The organism is Nonomuraea sp. NPDC003201, assembly GCF_053590415.1.
On the sequence record NZ_JBSFTC010000024.1, the window covers coordinates 47,325 to 67,834 of the forward strand.

Here is a 20,510-nt window from a genome sequence, read left to right on the forward strand (position 1 = left end):
TCACCTCCCGGCCGGTGCCGGGACCAGCGCCGGGCGGCGGTCGATGCGGCGGCGGACCTCGTCGGTGCCGAAGTGGTAGTCGATGCGCCGGGTCGCCTCGGCCCAGTCCTCCATCGACCGAACCGCCGACAGGGCCTCCACCACCACGGGGTCGCTCCACCTTTCCACCGCGCGCCGCCACAGCGTGCCGGCGTCCTCGGTGAGGAGGCTGCCGACGGTGCCCTCGTAGATCGGCATCGCGCGCACCTCGCCGTCCGGCTCCACCTGCAGCAGCGGGAATCCGTAGCGGCGCAGGGCGTTCGGATGCATCATCAGGACCATGTTGTCCGACGTCGCCACCTGCACCTGGCGGGGTGCGAGGGAGCGCAGGCGTTCGACGTGCTCGCCGCTCACCAGCGCGCCCAACTGGTCGAAGCTCAGCAGCTCGTGGTCGGCGAACCCCTGCCGGCTCGCGAGCCCGGACGGCACCGCGGCGGCGAAGGTGAGGAAGCGCAGGTACGGGAAGCGAGGGGCGACCGTGCGGCAGAACTCCTCCACCTGGTGGAGGTTGGAGCGCAGGACCGCGTAGTCGACCCCGAACTCGACCGGGTCGAGGCCGTTGGCCACCCGCTCCTCCGAGAGGTCGTTCAGCAGGGTCAGCGCGTTCATCGCCCGCTCGAACGAACCGGCCCGCCCGCGGATCCGATCGTGCACCTCGGCGTCGGCCCCGTCGACGCTCACGGTGATCCGGGAGAAGACCCGGGTCACCTCCTCGGCCGAGCGGCGGTCGAGCGTCCATCCGCCGGTGTAGACGTTGACGCCCACCCCCGCTTCGCGGATCCGCCCGGCGACCTCGGTGATGCCTCTGACCAGCAGCGGCTCGCCGCCGGCGAACTCCACCGCCCGCGGGCCGATGGAGACGATCGCGTCGGCGACCTTGAGCATCTCGTCGTGGTTCAGCTGCCGGGCCGGCCGCCTGCCGGACTCGGAGTAGCAGTGCACGCATCGCAGCGGGCAGGCGTAGGTGACGTCCCAGACGATGTCGCTGGGCCCGTTCGGGGTGCTCATGGCATGGTCCTTTTCTCGTTCGTGCGCCAGTGGCCGACCAGGTCGGCGTACAGGGGGGATCGGGTGAGCAGTTCCTGATGCGTTCCGGCGGTCGTGGTGCCGCCGTCCATCAGCAGGACGCGCCGCGCTCTCATGGCGGAGCTGATGCGATGCGCGATGACGACGAGCGTGCCGTCGCGTCCGGCGAACGCCTCCTCGGCGCGCTGCTCGGCGGCCGGGTCGAGGTGGCAGGTGGCCTCGTCCAGCACGACGGTCCGCGCGGGCGAGGCGTGCACGCGGGCCAGGGCGATGAGCTGCTTCTCCCCGGCGGAGAGCGAGGCGGGCTCCTCGATGACGGCGTCGAGCCCGCCGAGCCGTTCGACCAGCGGCAGGGCGCCCACGGCGGCGGCCGCCGCCCGCAGCCGCGCGTCGGTGTCCGCGCCGAGGTAGGCCAGGTTCTCGCGGACGGTTCCGGCGAAGACGTACGCCTCCTGGGGCACGAGGGCGATCAACGTGCGCAGGCGGTGTTCCGGAGTCTCGTCGAGCGGGAGTCCGCCGAGCAGGATCCGGCCGCCGGTCGGTGGCAGGAGCCCGGTCAGCAGCATCGACAGGGTGGACTTGCCCGCGCCGCTCGGGCCGACCACGGCCAGATGCTCCCCTTCGGGGATCGCGAGGTCGAGGTCGCGTACGACCGGTGTCGCCCCGGGCGCGTAGCCGAAGGTCAGCCGTTCGGCGTCGAGCCGGTGCCCGAGCGGTCCGGGCCCGGTCCCGGTCCGCGGGGAGCCCGCCGGCACGGTGACGGACTCGGCGATCCTGCGCAGCGTGACGGCGAGGGCCACTCCCCACCCGCCGACCGTGCTGATGAGCATGCGCAACGCCGGGTCGAGCCCGGTGGCCAGGTAGGTCACCGCGCCGATGACCTCTCCCGCGCTCAGGTGGCCGCCCTCGACCAGGGGACGGGCGGCGATCAGCAGGACGAGCAGCGGGACGTGGACGCCGAGCGTGACGACCAGCCGCCGGCCGGTGCCCGCCCAGGCCATGGACATGGTGGCCGCCACCTGCGCGGAGACCGCGGCGTCCACCGTCGCGCGGGCCTGGTCGTGGGCTCCGCAGGCGGCGACGTCCCGCAGTCCGGACAGGATCGGGGTGGCCTCGGCCGTGAGCCGCTCGTCGGCCAGGATCAGCGCGCGTTGCCGGCTCGCCAGCGTACGCAGCAGCCAGCCGAACACCGCCAGGGCCAGCACCACCGGTCCCACGGCGATGGCGGCCGCCGGCGGAGAGAGGGCCAGCAGCCCCACCAGCGCGGCGATCAACGACATGCCGAGCTGGCGGGTGCTGCGCAGCAGGGCGGACACCAGGTTCCGCACCGTTTCCACCTGCGCGGTGAGCCGGTTGACGGCGGCGGTGTCGGGTGGTTCGGCGCCGCCGGCCGCGCGGGTCACCGTGGCGGTGACGACGGCCCGTACGAGGTCGTCGCGCAGCGGTTCGACGACCTTGGCCAGGACGGGGAGCGTCAACCGGGTGGCCACCGCCTTGAGCGACATGACGGCGGCCAGCAGCCCGAGCAGGGCGAGTCCGGTCCCCGGCCGCCCCGCCAGGAACCCGCGGTCGATCGCGGCGGCGATGAGCAGCCCGGACAGCAGCGTCGGAGCCGATTCGACGGCGGACAGGGCCAGGGCCACGGCCAGCGGGCGCTTGCGCGGCCGGAGCAGGGCCAGCAGCAGGCGCGGCGCGCTGAGCGTGCGCGGCCCCAGGAGCGGGGTCAGCGAAGCACCGGACACGCCTCCTCCTTTCCACTGGTTTCCTCGGCGGCGAACAGGGCTCGGTAGGACGGGTCGTTCCAGAGCTCGCGGTGTGTGCCCTGAGCGCTGATCCGGCCGTTCTCGAGCCAGACGACCAGGTCGGCGTGGGCGGCGGTCGTCGCCCGGTGCGCGACGACCAGGCGGGTGCGTCCGCGCATCCCGTCCACGAGGGTGCGGGTCACCTGAGCCTCGGTGGCGGTGTCGAGGCTGGAGGTGGCGTCGTCGAGCACCGTCACCCGGGCGCGCCGTACGAGCGCGCGAGCCAGGCCGAGGCGCTGGAGCTCGCCGCCGGACAGCGGCGCGCCCGCGGCCGGGGTGTCGTACCCCTGGGGGAGCCGGCGGATGACGTCGTCGACGCGGGCGGAGGCGGCGGCCTCCTGTACGGCGGCAAGGCTGGTGCCGGGCCGCCCGTAGGCGATGGCCGAGGCCAGGTCACCGCCGAGGAGCGCGGGGCGTTCGAAGGCGTAGGCGACGACGTCGCGCAGCGCGTCGGGGGCGAGCTCGGCCAGGGGCCGGCCGTCGAGCAGCACCTGCCCGCGGTCGGGGTCCAGCAGCCTGCCCGCCACCATGGCCAGCGTCGTCTTTCCCGCGCCGGACGGCCCGACGACGGCGGTCAGGGATCCTGCGGGGAGCTCCAGGTCGAGCCCGTCGAGCAGCCGGGCGCCGTCCCGCGTGACGGTGACGCCGCGGAACGACAACGTGCCGGGGCCTTCGGGGGCCGGGCTCGTACCGGGAGCCTGGGTGGGCAGAGCGAGCACCTGCGAGACCCGCCGCGCCGCCGAGCGGGCCTGCGCCACGCTCATCACCGCGTCCACGTGTTCGATGAACGACAGGCCCAGTGTGGCGTACCCGGCCACGGCCAGCAGCTGCCCGGGTTCGAGGCGGCCGGCCACGACGCCGAGGCCCGCCACGGCGAGGACCGCCACCTCCATGAGCGGCAGCACCAGGCCGATCCGCCACCCTCCACGGGCCTGGGCCCGCCACAGGGCGTGACCGGTCTCGGACAGCTCGGGCAGCGGGGTGAGCACGCGGGCGATCTCGCGGTCGGCGGTGCCGGAGGCCCGCACGGTACGGATGCCCGCCAGGGTGTCGGTGAGCCGCGCCGCCAGCCGGCCCTGCGTCTCCTGGTAGCGGTCGTACAGCCCGGACATCCGGGAGACGAACAGGAGGATGATGACGAGCGCGACGGGCAGGCCGGCCACGAAAGCGAGCCCGGTGCGCCAGTCGATGAGGAAGAGCGCGGTGATGCCGCCTGCCGCGGTGACGAGCCCGGCGGCGGTGTCCAGCAGGGCCAGCGGGACCTGCCCGGCCCCGGCGGTGTTGCTCACGAGCCGGTTGGCCAGCTCCCCGGTCGGGAACCGGCGGGCCTCCCCGACGCCGAGGCGCAGGATGTGGCCGGTGAACCGCAGGCGCAGCGCGGAGGTCGCCGAGGCGTTGGCCGCGGCGCCCGCGACGTGGCACACCAGGTCGGCGAGGGTCATGACGGCCAGGACCAGGGCCAGCCGCGCCGCCGCGGCGAGCACGTCCTCGCCCGCGAGCACCCTGTCCACCGCGGCGGCCAGCAGGGCGGGCATGGCCAGTGTCGCGGCCGAGGCGGCGGCGGTCGCGGCGGTGACCACCGCCAGCGGCCGCCAGGCGCGCCGTGCGAGAGAGGCGAGCAGGCGGTCGCCGTGCTCGTGGGTCACCCGCTCCCCGGCGGTGCCTGCCACGGGATCCGACATCCTTCCGCTCCTCTCTCGACGGACCCGGCGGGCCACCGCCGGCGGCGGTGACCCGGGGATTTCACTAGGACAGGCTGAGGGTGATGAAACAGGTCTCATCGCCCTCGCACGTCACGCCGAAGCAGCTCAGCGTGCAGGGGTACAGCCAGGACTCTTCTGCGGCCGGGAGCATGTCCAGGGCCTTGATGTCGATTTCCATCAGACGGTGATCCAGCAGCTGTCGTTCTTGCACGAGATGAAGCACGTGATGACGCAGGGCCACAGCGAGGTCTCCTCGGCGGCCGGCAGCATGTCGAGAGCCTTGATGTCGATTTCCATGGTGTTCTCTCCTTCAGTAATGGGGATTTTTCGTCAGATGGTGACCCAGCAGCTGTCCTTGCAGGTCTTGACCTCGCAGGTGATGAGACAGGGCCACAGCGCGGCCTCCTCGGCGGCCGGGAGCATGTCCAGCGCCTTGATGTCGATTTCCATCGCGTTCTCCTTTCTTGGGTGGTGCCGCTCGTTTCGAGACGGCGTGGGGTACCGGCCCGCGTCGACGGGCCGGGGTCTGTGAGCATCCGCTAGGCGGTGACGGGCCTGCCGCTCAGGAAGTCGATGAGCAGGCCGGTGATCAGGTGTCCGTCGCCGGAGGCCAGCGGGTCGTGGTCGGCCACGGGGATCTCCAGGTAGACCGGCGGCACCGGGTGACCGGCCGCCAGCAACCGGCCGTGCAGCCGCCGGGAGTGAGTGACCGGGATGATCGAGTCCTGGAGGCCGTGGATGATCATGATCGGCAGGCGCATCCGGTCCGCCAGCCGGGCCAGGTCGCGCGGGCCGAGCTCGTCGTCCGCCTCCGCGCGGCCGCCGAGCCGATCGAGCAGCGTGCGTACGCGCTGCGCCCCGTCCTGGTACAGCTCCCGCCCGGACAGGAACGGCGCGACGACCGCGGCCCTGGTCCACAGGTCCGGCTCCGCGGCGGCGGCCAGCAGGGCCAGGTAGGCGCCGTAGCTGATGCCGTACAGCATGGGCCGTTGCCGGCCCGGGCCGCGCGCTTCGGCCAGCGTGCGCCCCAGCTGCAGGATGTCCGCCAGGTCGGGGCCGCCCCACGCGCCGTGGATGGCGTCGCGGTGCGCGGCGCCGTAACCGGTGCTCCCCCGCTGGTTGGGCGCCACCACCGCCATGCCCGCCGCGGCCATCCGCTGGAACAGCGGATCGAACCCGAAGGGCCAGGCGGCTTCCGGGCCGCCGTGCAGCGCCAGGACGACCTGCTCGCTCGTCGCCGGGTCGCCGTACACGATGGCCTCGATCGGCCCGGCCGGGCCCTGGTGGTCCACCGTACGGGCCGGTGCCCAGCCGCCCGCGTGCTCCTCGGCGGCGGCCCGCGCCCGGGGCCGGAGCGGGTCGGTCAGGGTGACCACGCCGAGCGGGCGGTCCGGCGTGCTGTGCAGCAGGTGCAGCCCGCCGGTGGTCCAGCGCGCCAGCGGCTGCAACGTCCCGGCCGGCAGCTCGGCCTCGACGGCGGTGTCCGCCACGAGGTCGTGCAGCAGCAGGTCGGAGCGGCTGCGGCGGACGACCGACAGGGCCAGGTGCCGTCCGTCGGGGTCCAGGGTCAGCGGTGCGACGGTGCCCTCGACGCGGTTCAGCCGCTCGGGGAACGCCGTCGGCGCCGGGTCGTCGCGGTGCCGGACGCCGAGCCGGAACGCTCCATCGCGTTGTGCCGCGGTGAGCAGCACGCCGGTGCGCGGCGCGGCCATCAGCAGGTGCTCCCCGTCCGCCGGCCCGTCGAGTGCCGTCAGAAGGCCGGTGGTGAGGTCGAGGACGAGCGTGCCGCCGGTACCCGGCTCGGGGCGGGCCAGCGCGAGCCGCCGGCCGTCCTCGTCGAGCCAGACTCCCCCGCCAACCGCACCGGTCAGCCTGGCGACCTGCTCAGGAGCCTCGGCGCGCCCTGACACGCGCCACACCGTGGTGCGTCCGTCCGCGCCGCTCTCGAACAGCAGGGCGGCGGTGCCCGGCGCGACCCCGGCGACGATCCTGAGCCCTCCGCTGCGCGGGGTGAGCAGCTCGTACTCCTCGGCCGGCGCGCCGTCCGGGCCGGGGACGGCGAGCAGCAACCGCGCCGACCCCTTGCCGTGGCGGCACAGCAGCACGTCGCCGTCCCCGGTCGGGAGCGGGAGCGTCCAGGAGGTCTCGCCTTCGCGAGTGGGTAACAGGCAGGGCCGCGGCGCGGGGCCGGTCAGGTCCCACAGCTCCGGCATGAGCTTGTCACGGCCGTACGCGGCCAGGCAGGTGGCATAGTGCCCGTTGCCGGAGAACCGGAAGCTGATCCGCCTGAGTTCCGTGGGCAGGGTGGTGACGGTGCTCATCGCGCGGCCACCTCATCGGAGACCATCCACGGGCGGGGACCGCCGTGGCGCAGCCGCCACAGGAAGGCGAGCACCCCGGCCAGCCCGGTGTTCCAGCCGAACGTCACCTCAAGGGCGTTCTCGTCGGGCACCACGAGCAGCCCGTCGCGCACGGTGGCGCGCGTCCACAGCACGGCGGCCAGTTCCTCGGCCTGCTCGTGGTAGATCGGATCGTCGGCCAGGTCCGCCAGGTCCAGCAGGAACTGCCCGTCTCCGGCCAGACCGTGGCAGGCCGCGGTGCCGGAGCGCAGCCGGTGGCCGTGCACCGCCCTGGCGGCGGCCCTGGCCACCTCCAGCGCGTCCCAGTCGCCGGTGGCCGTGTGCAGGCGCACCAGGAACGTTCCGATCCCCGAGGATCCGTTGCACCAGTGGGGCATCTTCGCCCCGCCGTGCGGGCCCTCCCCCCACCAGGCCGCCTCACCGTGGTAGTCGACCGCGTCCAGCAGGGTACGGCCCGCGGCGACGGCGGTCTCCAGGCAGTCCTCGCGCCCGAGCGCGACGCCGGCGGCCAGCAGGTACGCGCCGACCCCGGCGACGCCGTGGGCGAAGCCGTAGTGCACGACGCCCGCCAGCGCGGAGTCGAAGTCCTGGGGGATGGGCCACAGCACCGTGTCGGGGGTGCGCTGCGCGACCTTGAGCAGCTCGTCGGCGCAGTCGCTCGCCCGGTCGCGGAATCTGGGGTCGCCGGTGGCGTTCCACAGATGCAGCAGCGCCGTCCCGGTGCCGGCCAGGCCGTGGCAGATGTCGGGGTTCGGCCAGCTGACGGGCAGGTCGAGGGCGAGGTCCAGGCCCGCCGAGCGGATGTCGTGGTCGTCGAGTGCCGTGCCCGCCTCGTACAGGGCCCAGGCCATGCCGGCCCGGCCGAAGTACAGCCCCGGCGAGGGGCGGTGTTCGCCCGCGAGGCGGTGGATCATCCAGTTCGCGCCGTCGCGCAGGGCGGTGGCGAGGGATTCCTGGGGGGAGGTCCTCAGCACGGAGGCCATCAGCTGGAGCACGCCGGCCGCGCCGTACTGCACGCCGCAGGGGTCGGCGGTGGCGCCGTACCCGGTGCTGGGCCAGAGCCGCGCGTCCCCGCCCATGGTGCGCAGGGTGTACGCCAGCCCGTCGTGCAGCAGCCGGTCCTGGTCGGCCGTGGCGAGCCGGTAACCGTTCCCCGCCTCCGGGCCGGTGGTCAGGCCGTCCAGGAACGTACGGACCCTGGCCAGGTCCCATCGCCGGGCGGGATCCTCCGCCATCAACCCCAAAATCATGGGAGCCAGCTCGGTGGCCACGGGATCGCCGGCGACGGCCACGTCGACCAGCGTGCGCACCCGGGAGTCCCACGGTCTGGCGTGCTCGTCCTGATCCTTGACCAGCATCGGCTGGCAGGAGGTCACCAGGTAGAACACCGTCGCGCCCAGCGCGTACAGGTCCACTTCGACGCCGGGGCAGGGGCCGAGGGCGGGGGAGTTCTCCTGCTCCGGCGGCGCGTAGCCGGGGGTGTGGGTGCGCCCGACCAGGGTGCCGGGCCTCGCCGCGGTCTCCAGGTCGATCAGCCGGCAGTCGCCGTCCTCGATGACGATGATGTTGTTCGGGGTCAGGTCGCGCACGATGTAGCCGCGCTCGTGGACCGTCGCCACCAGCTCGGCCAGGCGCCCCACGAGGCCCAGCACCGTCTCGCGCCAGCGCGGGTCCGGGCCTTCGGCTCCGCGCTCGCCGGCCCAGACGGTGAGCACGGTCCCCTCGATGCGCTCCTGGACCAGGAACAGGTTGTCGTCCTTGTCGAACAGCGTCACCTTGCGCGCCGTGACGCCGAGCGGCCCGAACAGGTCGAGCATCCGCCATTCGTGGCGCAGCGCGTCGCGCTCGTCATGTCCGTTCAGCCTGGCGCCGACGTGCGGCCTGGCCTGCTTGACGATCACGTTCCCGCCGGTCTCGCGGTCCTCGGCCAGGAAGACCCCGCCCTTGGCGTTGTGCCGTACGGCCTGGCGCACCACGAACCGGTCGGCCAGCAGCACCGCCTGCGGCGCGGCCACCCGTACCGGAGCCTTGCCCGACTCGAACGGGCAGGGCGCCCACGGGGGCGGCGAGTACCAGGCGTTGCGCTTGTCGGTCACCTGGGCGCCGTCGGGGGCGGTCAGCTGCGAGGCGTAGGAGCCGTCGTTGTCCAGCACGGAGGGCGCGGAGAACACCCCGTAGCGGTAGTGGACCAGGCTGCCCGGCTTGTACGCGCGGTCGGACAGGATGGGCGGCCCGGGCAGGCCCAAGGTGGCGGCGTGCAGTTCCTCGGCGATCACGGTCGCCGCCCGGTCGTCGGGCGGGTAGACGGTGATGAACTTGCCCACCGACCCGCGGTCCTGCTCCCTGGCCACCAGACCGGACAGCTCGGCCATCGTCGCGGCGAACTTGAACGAGCAGCGGTGCCGGGCCAGCACCTCCACCGCGCGCGCCAGCACCACCGGCGCCGACAGCGGCGTCGCCGAGACGTGCAGCTTCCAACCCTGCGCCCGGTTCGCCGCGCCTGCCGGAGTCACGTACGTCCACGGCCTGCGGGTGCGGATCTCCCAGGCGTCCTCTTCCTTCGCGGCCCAGCCGGCTCTTGCCAAGGCCGCCTTGGCGACGTCCTCCAGGACGTGCCGATCCACGCCGGTCTGGTCTTCCCCCACGTTGCTCCCCTATCCACTGGATGATCAGCGCGGGCCCGGGGCCATCGGCTGATCGACATCAGGTATAGGCGTGGGGACTTGTAGCCATCTTGGACAGGAGTTGGAGCCTGTTGGGCGTCGTCTTGCGTGAATCTCCTTTCCCGCTTGGCCGGAGCCGCTCACCTGCCGGAACGTCGCGCCGCCCCGAACAGCGCAATGGCCACCCCCCGCGACCGGGGAGTGGCCATTGACGTCACGCTCTTAATCGCAGTGTTCGAAGCCACTGGTGTAGGAGCTGCTGCCGACCGAGCCGCCCCACTTGACGCACTGCCCGGCCGCGTCGCGCCTGACGGGACCCGCGTAGTAGTCGTAGCTGCCCGAGTCGGTCGTCCTGCTTTCGTTCTGCGGCTCCAGGAAGGCCGACACCGCCGACGCCGAGCCGAGGTTCGTCGACTTCAGCGTCACGACGCAGTTGTAGCCGTTACCCGAGTTGTAGAGCAGGTACGTGCGGCCACCCGTGAGAGCGGCCGAGTCGATGACCGAGTAACCGCTGCCGCAGACCTCCTCAGGGGTGTACGGGTTGCTGCTGCCGCAGCCGTTGGTGCTCGTGATGGCCTTCTTCTGGCCCAGGGACACGGTCACGCCGTCCACGGTCGGGCTGGTGTCCATCGCACCGGTGGAGGTCCGCTGTTCGTAGTGCAGGTGCGGCGCGTTCGAGCCGCCCGTCGAGCCGACGGTCCCGATCACGGTGCCCTGGCTGACGGTCAACGTGCTGCCGGCCGACCTCACCATGGTCGCCAGGTGGGCGTAGCGGGTCCTGGTGCCGTCGCTGTGCCGGATCTCTATCCACTTGCCGTAGCTGGTGCTTCCCGCGTCGCTGAAGGTCGCGGTGCCCGCGGCGGTGGCACGCACGGTCTCGCCGTTGATGTCGTCGCCGCCGTAGTCCTGCCAGTCGATAGAACCGGACGGGTTGTGGGCGGGGGTCCCGGTCCAGTTGTTGGCGTAGAAGGTCTTTCCGCAGTTGAAAGGGCTCTTGTGAGACACAGCCAGGACGCCGGCGTCCTGTGCTGAGGCGGCCTGGGGAATCAGCGCTGCCGCGACGGTGACCAACAGGACGGTGATCGCGGGTTTGAGGGCTTTCGGCCAGGTCGGCCTGCCGATTGTGGGCATGCTCACCTCTCTGAACAGGTGCTGGGGGGATACGGTTGGGCACCCGGTTCCAATGGTGTCGATTTGCGATATGGCAGCATTTCGACACCTCACCGCCCGTGGGGGAGGGCGGTCGATCATGAAGATAGCCCTGAAAGTTCTCTTCATCAATCTCTACGGAGATGAAATTTTGCGGCTCTTCAACTTGCCGTCAAGTACTTATCAAAACCGCAGCCCACTTCGGCCAATCCGATGGTGAGCCTAGTTTATGTACGCCCAAAATTATAGATTTGGCCACCTCTTATTTAAGGGCCTCTTTGCCGGTTGAATGGGGCGCATGAATGCTCATGACGTCGCCCGGCTTCTCCCCGAGATCCCCGTGCTCCGTGACTTCTGCCGGTCCATGGCGGTGCTGGAGGCCATCCTGAGCCCGGACTGGGAGAGCCGCCGCCACTCCTTCGACGCCGGTTGGGCCCCAGGAGAGGAGATGGCGTCCATGCGGAACGGTTCCGGAGACGAATACTCCATCGTGTTCGTGGCGGGCGGCGCGTACGTGCGCGGTTTCGACCACGAGGCGGCGATGAGCCCCTACGGGAACGACGGGCCATGGCCGGGTGTGCTCGACTCGGTGCCCGATGTCTTCCGCCACTGCGTGGAGGAGCCGGCATTCCGCGACGAGAACGGCCTGCCCGTGGACCTCGACGCGATACGGCACGTCCATGCCCTCCGCCCTCTGACGCAGGCGGTCGTCACCACGTTGAACGCCGACCTCACGCTGGACGACCTCACCGAGGACCTCGCGGAAGCCCGGTATCCGTCCCGGGCCTAGCCGTACCGGCCGCTCGAGGACGGGCGCAGGGCGGCGGTGACGTCGTCCGCGAGCCGGTCCACCTCGTCGACGGCCAGGGTCGAGACGGTGAGGCGGATGGCGGGCGGCGTGGCGATGCGGTTGCGGGCGCCGGGCGCGACGGCCCAGCCGCGGGCGAGCAGGCGGGTGATCGCGGTGGCCTCGTCCGGGACGGGCACCCACACGTTGAGCCCGGTGCGCCCGTGCGCCGGGATGTCGCGCCCGGCCAGCGCCGTCACCAGGCCGTCCCTGCGCCCCGCGTACGAGGCCGCCACTGCGGCCGTGTCCACCGCGTCCGTACGCCAGAGGTACGCGACGGCGCGTTGCAGCAGGTGACTGACCCAGCCCGCGGCCAGGCGCTGGCGGCCCCGCAGCCGGCCGAGCGTGACCGGGTCGCCGGTGGTCAGGGCGACGCGTAAATCGGGGCCGAACGCCTTGGCCGTCGAACGCGTGAGAATCCAGCGCTGCGTGACCCCCGCCAGCGGGTGCAGGGAAAGGTCCACGAAGCCGGACCCGTGGTCGTCCTCGACGAGCAGCACCCCCGGGTACGCCGCCAGCACCTCCCGCAGGGCCCCGGCCCGTTCGGCGGAGACGGCGGCGCCGAACGGGTTCTGGGCGCGGGCCGTGATCACGACGGCCCGGACCCCGGTCCGCAGGGCCCGGCCGAGCTCGTCGGGCAGGGGGCCTTCGTCGTCCACCCGCATCGGCACGGGACGCAGCCCCATGACGCCGACCAGGTCGAGCAGGGCCGTCCAGCTCGGATCCTCCAGGGCCACCGCGTCGCCGGGGCGCAACTGAGCGGCCAGCACCCGTTCGACCGCGTCGAGGGTGCCCGAGGTGATCGCCAGCGGGCCGGCCGGTACGCCGTCCGCGCGCAGCCGCTCGCCGGCCAGGGCGATCAGCTCCTCGTCGTCGCCCGTCCCGTACATGGCGGGCCGCTCCTCGTGCGCGCGGGCCGCGGCGGCGAGGGCGTCCCCCAGGGGCGGCAGCAGGGCCGGGTCGGGGTTGCCCGTGGACAGGTCGCGCGCGCCAGGAGGCACCTCGATGCGAATCTCCTCCCGGAACGTGCTGGCCGGGCGCGGCCTGACCCGCGTGCCGCGCCGCCCGGCGGTCTCGATGACACCGCGCTCGCGCAGCAGCCGGTACGCGGCCGCCGCCGTGTTGGGGCTGACCCCGGCCCGGGAGGCCAGCTCGCGCACCGGCGGGAGCGTCGCACCTGGTGACAGCCTCCCCTCCGAAACGGCGGCCTCGACCCCGGCCGCGAGCTCGCTGGCAGTCCCACCCACGATCAGGTACTTTTCTGGCACAAAATCCATTATGTACTAATACAAAGAGGTATGGGGTGCTCATTCATCCTTGGGACGCGGCCCACGACGGCGACGAATGGCGGGCCTGGCTGCGTACGCGCGACTTCGGGCAGCTCGCCGCGAACGGCGTGGACGGCGGCCCGCCGGTCGTGGTGCCGACGCATTTCCTGTTCGACGGGAGCGCGGTCGTGCTCCATCTGGCCAGGCCGAACCCGATCTGGCCCGCGCTGGAGGCCAACCCGGCCGTGGTGGTGACCGTGCACGACGACTACGCCTACATCCCGTCGGGCTGGCGCTCCGACACCCCGGAGACCGGCGTGCCGACCAGCTATTACGCCTCGGTGCAGCTCACCTGCCAGGCCCGGATCGTGGACGACAGGGAGGGCAAGGCCGAGATCCTGCGGCGCCAGCTGGCCCACCACGAGCCCGGCGGCGGGCACGGCGAGGTGGCCGCGGACGCGGGGCCGTACCGGAAGATGCTCTCGGCGATCCGGGGGCTGCGGCTGGAGGTGGTGGAGGTGCGGGCCAAGTTCAAGTACGACGACCACCGGCCGGTCGAGTTCCGCGAGCGGATCGCGGACGGGCTCGCCGAGCGGGACCTGCCGGGCGACGCGGGCGCGCGGACACAGCAGCTCAGGCGGATGACCCACGCGCGGTGAGCGCCCGGGCGCAGCAGCTCAGGCGGATGGCCTGAGGACGGTGAACTCCCGGGGCGGGCGCCCGAGGATCCGCTGGACCCCGTCGTGGAGCCGGGCGTACTCCCCGCGGCGGATGGCGTCGAAGGTCTCCAGGGACCAGTTCATGGCCGCTTCCGAGGTGCCCGCGGCCTTCGTCCGTTCCGTCCATCGTTCGACCGGCTCGTCGACGTACACCACGGTGCGCCCCGTCTCCCGCGAGACGATCGCGACGAGCTCGGGGTACGACAGGGCGCGCGGCCCCGCCAGCGGGTAGATCCGGCCCTCGTGCCCCGCGCCGGTGAGCACGGCCACCGCGACGTCGGCGATGTCGGCGACGTCGATCGGCGCGGTGTACGGCTCCGGCCCCAGCGGCAGCCGCAGCTCCTCCTTCCCGGCCAGGGTCGCGAAGTTCTGCTGGAAGGCGCCGGGCCGAAGGACGCCGACCGGGAGGCCGCCCGTAACGGCACGCCCCGGTCCCGCAGCCCGGCGACGACGAGGCGCCCTGTCCTGCCGGTGGCACCCAGAACCAGAATCATGCAACCAGTAAACATCGGCTTGCCATTGCCAGTCGTTTCAGTCTAGTCTGAAATTACTGGCTAAAAAGCTGAACGTTAGGATGACCGCATGAGTACGCAGGACGGCCCTGACCGCGAGCAGGTGCTCGAATGGGTCGAGCGGGTGGCCGCGTTCGTCTCCGAGGAATGGGGACTCGCCCCGATCACCGGCCGCGTCCTGGGCTGGCTCATGGCGTGCGACCCGCCGGCGCAGACCGCGAGCGACATCGCCGACGCCATCGGCGCGAGCCGCGCGTCGCTGACGACGAACATGCACCTCCTGACGTCCATCAAGCTCATCCGCAGGTTCCGCAAGCCAGGGGAGCGGAACGTCTACTACCAGATCGAGGACGACGCCTGGTCCAAGGTCATCCGGCAGAAGCTCGCCGCGTTCACCGCGTTCGACGAGCTGGCCGCGGAGGGCCTGCGGCTCGGCTGGACCGACGAGGCGCAGACCAGGCGCATCGAGTCGGCCAGGACCGCCATCGCCGGCCTCGCCAAGGTGCTCGACCAGGCCTCCGACTGAAACCCAGAGCGGACGCGGCGGGCTCTCTGCGGCCACGCCGCCGTCCCGCCATGCCTTCTCACAAGGAAATCCCCATGGACGACTTGATCTCGGTCGCCGCGCTGACGAAGTCGTACGGCGCGACCCGCGCGCTCGACGGGCTCGACCTGTCCGTACGCGCCGGCGAGGTGCACGGCTTCCTCGGCCCGAACGGCGCGGGAAAGTCCACGACCATCCGCATCCTCATCGGCCTCATCAGGGCCACCTCCGGCACGGTCAGGCTGCTCGGCGGCGACCCGTGGCGGCAGGCCACCGAACTGCACCGGCGCCTGGCGTACGTACCGGGCGACGTGACCCTGTGGCCCACGCTCACCGGAGGCGAGGTGATCGACCTGCTCGGCCGGGCGAGGGGCGGGCTCGACCAGCGGCGCCGCGCCGAGCTGATGGACAGGTTCGAGCTGGACCCGCGCAAGAGGACCCGCACCTACTCCAAGGGGAACCGCCAGAAGGTGGCGCTGGTCGCCGCCTTCTCCTCCCGGGCCGAGCTGCTGATCCTCGACGAACCGACCTCGGGGCTCGACCCGCTGATGGAGGCCGCCTTCCGTACCAGCGTGATCGAGGAGCGGCGGGCGGGGCGCACGGTCCTGCTGTCCAGCCACCTCCTGTCCGAGGTCGAGGCCCTGTGCGACCGGGTCACGATCATCCGCGCGGGCCGCGCCGTGGAGTCGGGCACCCTTTCCGGCCTGCGCCACCTCACCCGCACCTCGATCACCGCCGAGCTGGCGGGCTCCCCCGGCCCGTTGAGCGACCTGCCCGGCGTGCACGACGTGCTGGTCGAGAACGGCCGCCTCACGTGCCAGGCCGACTCCGACGCGCTCGACGGGCTGCTCGCCCGGCTGTCCGCGATCGGCGTACGCGGCCTGACCTGCAGCCCGCCGAGCCTGGAGGACCTGTTCCTGCGCCACTACCAGGGGGCCGCGCGATGACCGTGCTCCTCGGGCTGGCCGCCCGCCGCGAACGCCTCCGCTCGGCCGTCTGGATCCTCGTCGTCGTCATGCTCGGCGCGGGCCTGGTCTCCTACATCGACGGCTACTTCACCACCCAGGAGGCGCTGCGCGTGTACGCGCGGGTGATCTCCGAAAACCCGATCTTCCTCGGCCTCGGCGGCCCCGTCGCCGAACCCTCGGTCGGCGCGATGGCGGCCTGGCGCAGCGGCGGCCTGCTCTTCCTGCTCACCGCCTGGATGGCCCTGACCATCGTGATCAGGCACACCAGGGCGGAGGAGGAGTCCGGACGGCAGGAGCTGATGTTGTCCGGCGTGATCGGCAGGGCCGCGCCGCTCACCGCGGCCCTCGTCACCGCGGCCGTCGCCGCGCTGGTCGCCGGGGTGCTGACCGCGGGCGTCCTCGTCGCGATCGGCATGGAGGCGGCCGGGTCGCTCGCGTACGGGGCCGCGATCACGGCGGCGGGGTGGGTCTTCGCCGCGATCGGCGCGGTGGCCTCCCAGCTCGCGCAGACCGCGCGCACCGCCACCACGCTCGGACTGCTCGCGCTCGGCCTCTCCTATGTGCTGCGCTACCTGGGCGACGCCTCGGGCACCACCTGGCTGACGTGGAGCTCGCCGCTCGGCTGGAGCCACCTGGTGCGGGCCTACTCGGCCGACCGGTGGTGGCCGCTGCTCGTGTCGCTGGTGGCGACCGGGGTCCTGCTGGCGCTCGCGTACGCGCTGTCCGCCCGTCGCGACCTGGACGCCGGCCTGCTCCCCGTACGTCCTGGGCCGGCCACGGGACCGTACCTGAAGGGGCCGTTCAGCCTGGCCTGGCGCCTCCAGCGCGGCCTGCTGGCCAAGTGGGCCGCGGGCGTGGCGGCCACCGCCGCGCTCTTCGCCGGCCTCAGCGGCGTCGCGCCTCGCCTCGCGGACCAGCCCGGCCGGGTCCTTGACGCTTTCCTGCACCGGTACGGGGGGCCGTCGGGGGATCCGGTGGACGCGTACCTGTGGATCATCGTGCTCCTGCTGGCGTACACGGTCGCGCTCTACCCGGTGCTCGCCACGCTCCGGCTGCACCACGAGGAGTCCTCCGGCCACGCCGAGGCCCTGCTGTCCACCGCGGTGAGCCGGCTGCGCTGGGCGGCGGCGCACCTGGTCGTGGCCGCGCTCGGCACGCCGGCGCTGCTGGCCCTCGGCGGGTTCGTCACGGGGCTGATCTATTCGCTGGTCATGGGGGACCCGGCGGTGGGCCGGGTCCTGGCTGCGGCGCTCGAACACGTACCGGCCGCCTGGCTCGTCGGAGCGTTCGCCGCCTTCGCCGTGGGGGTGCTGCCGCGGGTGTCGGTGGCGCTCTCGTGGACGGTCTGGGGCGCGGTCGTTGTGGTGGGCGACCTGGTCGGACCGCTGATCGGGCTGTGGGGCTGGAGCCGCGTGGAGCCGTTCCACTACACGCCCAACACGGTGTCGGGCGAGCCGTTCACCGCGGCTCCGGCGACGGTGATCCTCGCGCTGACCGCGCTGCTCGTCGCCACCGCCCTGATCCGCCTCCGCGACCGCGACCTGGGCTGAGCTGCTTGATGTCCGATTTCCACTAGTGGGAGCGGCGGCGGAACCGGAAGAGTGGTCCGCGTGCTCACCGACGAAGACGCGTATTCCGTGCTCAGAAGCCGCGACGGCCGATTCGACGGCCGGTTCTTCGTCGCCGTCGTGACCACCGGCGTCTTCTGCCGCCCGAGCTGCCCGGCCGCCCTGCCCAAGCGCGAGAACGTCCGTTTCTACCCCTCCTCCGCGGCCGCCCTGGAGGCGGGCTTCCGCTCCTGCAAGCGCTGCCGCCCGGACACCGCCCCCGGCTCCCCCGAGTGGAACGTCCGGGCGGACGTGGTGGGCCGCGCCATGCGGCTCATCGCCGACGGGCTCGTGGACCGCGAAGGCGTCGCCGGCCTGGCGTCCCGGCTCGGCTACAGCGAGCGCCAGCTGCACCGCCAGCTCACCGCCGACCTGGGCGCGGGCCCGCAGGCCCTGGCCCGGGCGCAGCGCGCGGCCACCGCCAGAACGCTCCTGGAGACCACGGACCTGCCCGCGAGCGAGATAGCGTTCGCCGCCGGCTTCTCCTCGATCCGCCAGTTCAACGACACCGTCCGCAGGGTCTACGGCACGACGCCCACCGCCCTGCGGGGCACTCCCTCCGCCCGCCGCCCACCCGGCGCGGTACGGCTACGCCTCACCTACCGCCCGCCCCTGGACCTGCCGGCCCTGTTCTCCTACCTCGCCACCCGCGCGATCCCCGGCCTGGAGGACGTCACCGTCCACTGGTACCGCCGCTCGCTGACCCTTCCGCACGGCCTCGGCCTCGTCACGCTCCGCCCCGCGGGCACGTACGTCTCCTGCGAGCTCCACCTGGAGGACCTGAAGGATCTGGCGGCAGCGGTACGGCGCTGCCGCCACCTCCTGGACCTGGACGCCGACCCTCGCGACATCTCCGACCACCTGACCCGCGACCCGAGCCTCGCCGCCGTGGTGGCGCGGACTCCCGGCAGGCGCGTGCCCGGCCAGGTGGACGCGGCCGAGATGGCGATCCGCGCGATCCTGAACGAGGAGACCCCCACCGGCCGATCCCGGCTCGCCCGCCTGGTCCGCACCTACGGCACCCGACTCCCCCATCCAGCGGCCGGCGTCACTCATGCCTTCCCCCGCATGGAGGCCCTGGCGAGCTCCGACGCGCCCGCCCCGGTCACCGCCCTGGCCCGCGCGCTGACCGCAGGGACCCTCCACCTCGGCCCCGAAGCCGATCGCGACCAGGTCGAACGCGAGCTCCTGGCCCTGCCGGGCATGGACGTGGAGGCCGTGGCACGGATCCGCATGCGAGCCTTCGGCGACCCCGACGTCTTCCTCCCCTCCGACCCGGCCGTGCAGGAGGGACTGCACCGCCTCGGGCTGACGGCCGGGGACGCGCACCGCTGGCGGCCCTGGCGCTCGTACGCGATGCAGCACCTGAGCGCGCCACGCACCCACACCCCCTGAGGAACCTTTCGTGTCGACCTATTTGTCCCTCCTCAAGAACAGGCGTGACTTCCGCAGCCTCTGGCTCGGCGCGTCCGTCTCGGTGGTGGGCGACAGCATGACGTTCGTGGCCCTGTCCTGGCTCGTCCTGGCCCAGCCCGGCGGAACGGCGAAGCTGGGCTTCCTGGCCGTCTGTTACACCGCTCCCGTCGTGGTCGGCGGCCTGGTCGCGGGGCCGTTGCTCGATCGGTTCGACAAGCGGGCGGCGCTGATCACCGACAGCGTGCTGCGCGGTGTCGCCGTCGGATCCATCCCCTTCGCGGCGGCGGTCGCGACCGTGCCGGCCTGGCTCCCCTTCCTCGTCGCCGCCCTCTACGGCCTGCTGAAGATGGTCCCCATGGCGGCGGTCCCGGCCGCCATCCCCGACCTGGTCGCCCCGCGCGAACGCGACGCCGCCAACGCGCTCGAATCCGTGAGCTACTCCCTGTCCGGCATCATCGGCTTCACCCTGGCCGCCCCGCTCCTGACCACCCTCGGCCCGGCGAACCTCCTGGCCCTGGACGCCGCCACCTACGCCTGCTTCGCCGTGGCCGTGGCCCTGATCCGCCGCCCCCTGCGCCCGCACGCGAAGCCGGCGCCCCAGGCCGAACGCGTGACGGTCTTCCGCGACAGGGTCCTCGTCGGCACCACGCTCGCCTTCATGGCCTTCAACATCGCCGAAGGCGCGATGACCATGGTGGTCGCCCCGTGGCTGGCCAAGGAGCAGCTCCCGGGCGACGGCGCCGCCCTCTCGCTCCTCATGGCCGCCCTGTCGGCCGGTGAGCTCCTGGGCGGGTTCGTGGCCGGGGCCTGGCGGCCGCGGATCGACAGGCTGGTCGCGATCGCCGTGGTGGAGCTGGTGGCGGCGGCAGGGTTCCTGGCGGCGCTGGGGTCGCCCGACTGGATCCCGGTGGCCGCGGGCTTCCTGGTCATCGGCATGTTCAGCGCCCCCATGACCGTCTGGGCGCAGTCGCTGCGCATGGAGCGCATCCCGCCGTCCCAGCGCGGCCGGGTCTTCGGCGTCTTCCGCACGATGATGCAGGCGACCCCGCCCGTCGGGGCCGCCGTGGTGACCCCGCTGCTGGTGGCGGGCAACCTGGCGGGGGCGGTGATCCTGATGAGCGTTCTGGCGGCCCTTCCCGCCTTCGCCCTGCTGTTCGTACGCGAGGGCCGCCGGTTGTGGATAACTGGCTCCTCCTGTGGATAACCAGGCCCGTACGGGCCCTCACCAGGGGCGGCGGAAGCACCTGCCCCGAACGCCCCGGCAGGGCCGGAATGCTGGAGAATCAGGGCTTGGCGTCGCCATACCACAGCCCGTGACCGCCTCCACCCGGCTGTCCACCGGCCTGGGCACACACCTGTGGATGAACACCCTCAGCCGAGCCGGTTCGCGATCGTCCTGGCCACCTCGGCGGGCGGCTGCTCGGTCGTGTCGACGACCTGGCTTTCGCGGCTGAGCCAGGGGAAGGCGTCCGCGTACGCCGGCAGGTGCTCCAGCCGCCATTTCCGGGCCGACACGTCGTCGGCGGCCTCGATCCGGCGAGTCAGGGTCTCCTGGTCGGTGTGGAGCACGAAGTGGTGCACGGGGATGCCGGCCTCCCGCAGGCCAGCGCTGATCTCCCGCCAGTACTCCTCGACCAGGACGGTCTGCGGCATCACGAGCGCCCCGCCCACGTAGTCGAGCACCCGCGCCGCGGTCTCCACGACGAGGCCCCGCCACGGCGTCCAGTGCTGGAAGTCACCGACGCGCGGGAGGTCGGAGACGGTCCGCAGCATGAAGCCGACCTGCTCGGGATCGAAACAGCGCGCACCGGGAACGAGCGGGACGAGCTCCCTCGCGGTGCTCGTCTTACCCGCGCCGAACGTCCCGTTCAGCCATACGATCATGGA

General features: G+C 72.7%; 19 protein-coding genes. 7 read left to right on the forward strand and 12 right to left on the reverse strand.

What is annotated here, in order from left to right:
• From ACWDX9_RS12585 to ACWDX9_RS12625, 9 genes are all read right to left on the reverse strand, one after another.
• Complete coding sequence (locus tag ACWDX9_RS12585) at positions 1 to 1,047, reverse strand: radical SAM protein (protein ID WP_449952472.1); 1,047 nt, start codon at positions 1,045 to 1,047, stop codon at positions 1 to 3.
• Positions 1,044 to 2,807 carry an ABC transporter ATP-binding protein gene (locus ACWDX9_RS12590; protein WP_449952474.1) on the reverse strand — a complete coding sequence of 588 codons (1,764 nt, stop codon included), beginning with the start codon at positions 2,805 to 2,807 and terminating at the stop codon, positions 1,044 to 1,046. Before ACWDX9_RS12590 ends, ACWDX9_RS12585 begins: the two co-directional genes overlap by 4 nt.
• On the reverse strand, positions 2,789 to 4,549 hold the full coding sequence (locus ACWDX9_RS12595) for an ABC transporter ATP-binding protein (protein ID WP_449952476.1): 1,761 nt from the start codon (positions 4,547 to 4,549) through the stop codon (positions 2,789 to 2,791). Before ACWDX9_RS12595 ends, ACWDX9_RS12590 begins: the two co-directional genes overlap by 19 nt.
• A gap of 64 nt (positions 4,550 to 4,613) precedes the next feature.
• Positions 4,614 to 4,748, reverse strand: a complete 135-nt coding sequence (locus ACWDX9_RS12600; protein ID WP_363978582.1) for an ALQxL family class IV lanthipeptide — start codon at positions 4,746 to 4,748, stop codon at positions 4,614 to 4,616.
• Positions 4,748 to 4,867: an ALQxL family class IV lanthipeptide gene (locus tag ACWDX9_RS12605; RefSeq protein WP_350742719.1), complete on the reverse strand. Its 120-nt coding sequence runs from the start codon at positions 4,865 to 4,867 to the stop codon at positions 4,748 to 4,750. Before ACWDX9_RS12605 ends, ACWDX9_RS12600 begins: the two co-directional genes overlap by 1 nt.
• Before the next feature lie 33 nt (positions 4,868 to 4,900).
• Positions 4,901 to 5,020, reverse strand: coding sequence for an ALQxL family class IV lanthipeptide (locus tag ACWDX9_RS12610; protein ID WP_350742721.1), 120 nt, complete (start codon positions 5,018 to 5,020; stop codon positions 4,901 to 4,903).
• Positions 5,021 to 5,109: 89 nt separating this feature from the next.
• Positions 5,110 to 6,891, reverse strand: coding sequence for a S9 family peptidase (locus ACWDX9_RS12615; protein ID WP_449952478.1), 1,782 nt, complete (start codon positions 6,889 to 6,891; stop codon positions 5,110 to 5,112).
• Positions 6,888 to 9,575: a class IV lanthionine synthetase LanL gene (lanL, locus tag ACWDX9_RS12620; RefSeq protein ID WP_449952480.1), complete on the reverse strand. Its 2,688-nt coding sequence runs from the start codon at positions 9,573 to 9,575 to the stop codon at positions 6,888 to 6,890. Before lanL ends, ACWDX9_RS12615 begins: the two co-directional genes overlap by 4 nt.
• A gap of 240 nt (positions 9,576 to 9,815) precedes the next feature.
• Complete coding sequence (locus ACWDX9_RS12625; RefSeq protein ID WP_355212784.1) at positions 9,816 to 10,724, reverse strand: M23 family metallopeptidase; 909 nt, start codon at positions 10,722 to 10,724, stop codon at positions 9,816 to 9,818.
• A gap of 316 nt (positions 10,725 to 11,040) precedes the next feature.
• Between ACWDX9_RS12625 and ACWDX9_RS12630 the strand changes: the two genes are divergently transcribed.
• The gene (locus tag ACWDX9_RS12630; RefSeq protein WP_449952482.1) at positions 11,041 to 11,532 is read left to right on the forward strand and encodes a hypothetical protein; all 492 of its coding nucleotides are present in this window, start codon (positions 11,041 to 11,043) and stop codon (positions 11,530 to 11,532) included.
• Here ACWDX9_RS12630 and ACWDX9_RS12635 read toward each other — a convergent pair.
• Positions 11,529 to 12,857 (reverse strand): aminotransferase class I/II-fold pyridoxal phosphate-dependent enzyme, encoded by a 1,329-nt coding sequence (locus ACWDX9_RS12635; protein WP_449952485.1) that lies wholly within the window; start codon positions 12,855 to 12,857, stop codon positions 11,529 to 11,531. The genes ACWDX9_RS12630 and ACWDX9_RS12635 overlap by 4 nt on opposite strands.
• Before the next feature lie 35 nt (positions 12,858 to 12,892).
• Here ACWDX9_RS12635 and ACWDX9_RS12640 point away from each other — a divergent pair, with 35 nt between their 5' ends.
• Positions 12,893 to 13,516 (forward strand): FMN-binding negative transcriptional regulator, encoded by a 624-nt coding sequence (locus ACWDX9_RS12640; protein ID WP_449952487.1) that lies wholly within the window; start codon positions 12,893 to 12,895, stop codon positions 13,514 to 13,516.
• Between the two features lie 18 nt (positions 13,517 to 13,534).
• Here ACWDX9_RS12640 and ACWDX9_RS12645 read toward each other — a convergent pair whose 3' ends face one another.
• Positions 13,535 to 14,074, reverse strand: coding sequence for a hypothetical protein (locus tag ACWDX9_RS12645; protein WP_449952490.1), 540 nt, complete (start codon positions 14,072 to 14,074; stop codon positions 13,535 to 13,537).
• An 84-nt stretch (positions 14,075 to 14,158) separates the two neighbouring features.
• On the opposite strand from ACWDX9_RS12645, the gene ACWDX9_RS12650 reads away from it, so the two are divergent.
• The 5 genes from ACWDX9_RS12650 (at position 14,159) to ACWDX9_RS12670 (ending at position 19,827) form a co-directional block, all read left to right on the forward strand.
• Complete coding sequence (locus tag ACWDX9_RS12650) at positions 14,159 to 14,614, forward strand: GbsR/MarR family transcriptional regulator (RefSeq protein ID WP_363978607.1); 456 nt, start codon at positions 14,159 to 14,161, stop codon at positions 14,612 to 14,614.
• Positions 14,615 to 14,688: 74 nt separating this feature from the next.
• Positions 14,689 to 15,579, forward strand: a complete 891-nt coding sequence (locus ACWDX9_RS12655; RefSeq protein ID WP_449952493.1) for an ATP-binding cassette domain-containing protein — start codon at positions 14,689 to 14,691, stop codon at positions 15,577 to 15,579.
• Positions 15,576 to 17,150: an ABC transporter permease gene (locus ACWDX9_RS12660; protein WP_449952496.1), complete on the forward strand. Its 1,575-nt coding sequence runs from the start codon at positions 15,576 to 15,578 to the stop codon at positions 17,148 to 17,150. Before ACWDX9_RS12655 ends, ACWDX9_RS12660 begins: the two co-directional genes overlap by 4 nt.
• A 60-nt stretch (positions 17,151 to 17,210) precedes the next feature.
• The gene (locus tag ACWDX9_RS12665; RefSeq protein ID WP_449952499.1) at positions 17,211 to 18,602 is read left to right on the forward strand and encodes a DNA-3-methyladenine glycosylase 2 family protein; all 1,392 of its coding nucleotides are present in this window, start codon (positions 17,211 to 17,213) and stop codon (positions 18,600 to 18,602) included.
• A 10-nt stretch (positions 18,603 to 18,612) separates the two neighbouring features.
• On the forward strand, positions 18,613 to 19,827 hold the full coding sequence (locus tag ACWDX9_RS12670) for an MFS transporter (protein WP_449952502.1): 1,215 nt from the start codon (positions 18,613 to 18,615) through the stop codon (positions 19,825 to 19,827).
• 167 nt (positions 19,828 to 19,994) lie between these two features.
• Here the strand turns inward: ACWDX9_RS12670 and ACWDX9_RS12675 are convergent, their stop codons facing one another.
• Complete coding sequence (locus ACWDX9_RS12675) at positions 19,995 to 20,507, reverse strand: AAA family ATPase (RefSeq protein WP_449952504.1); 513 nt, start codon at positions 20,505 to 20,507, stop codon at positions 19,995 to 19,997.
• Between the last annotated feature and the right edge of the window lie 3 nt (positions 20,508 to 20,510).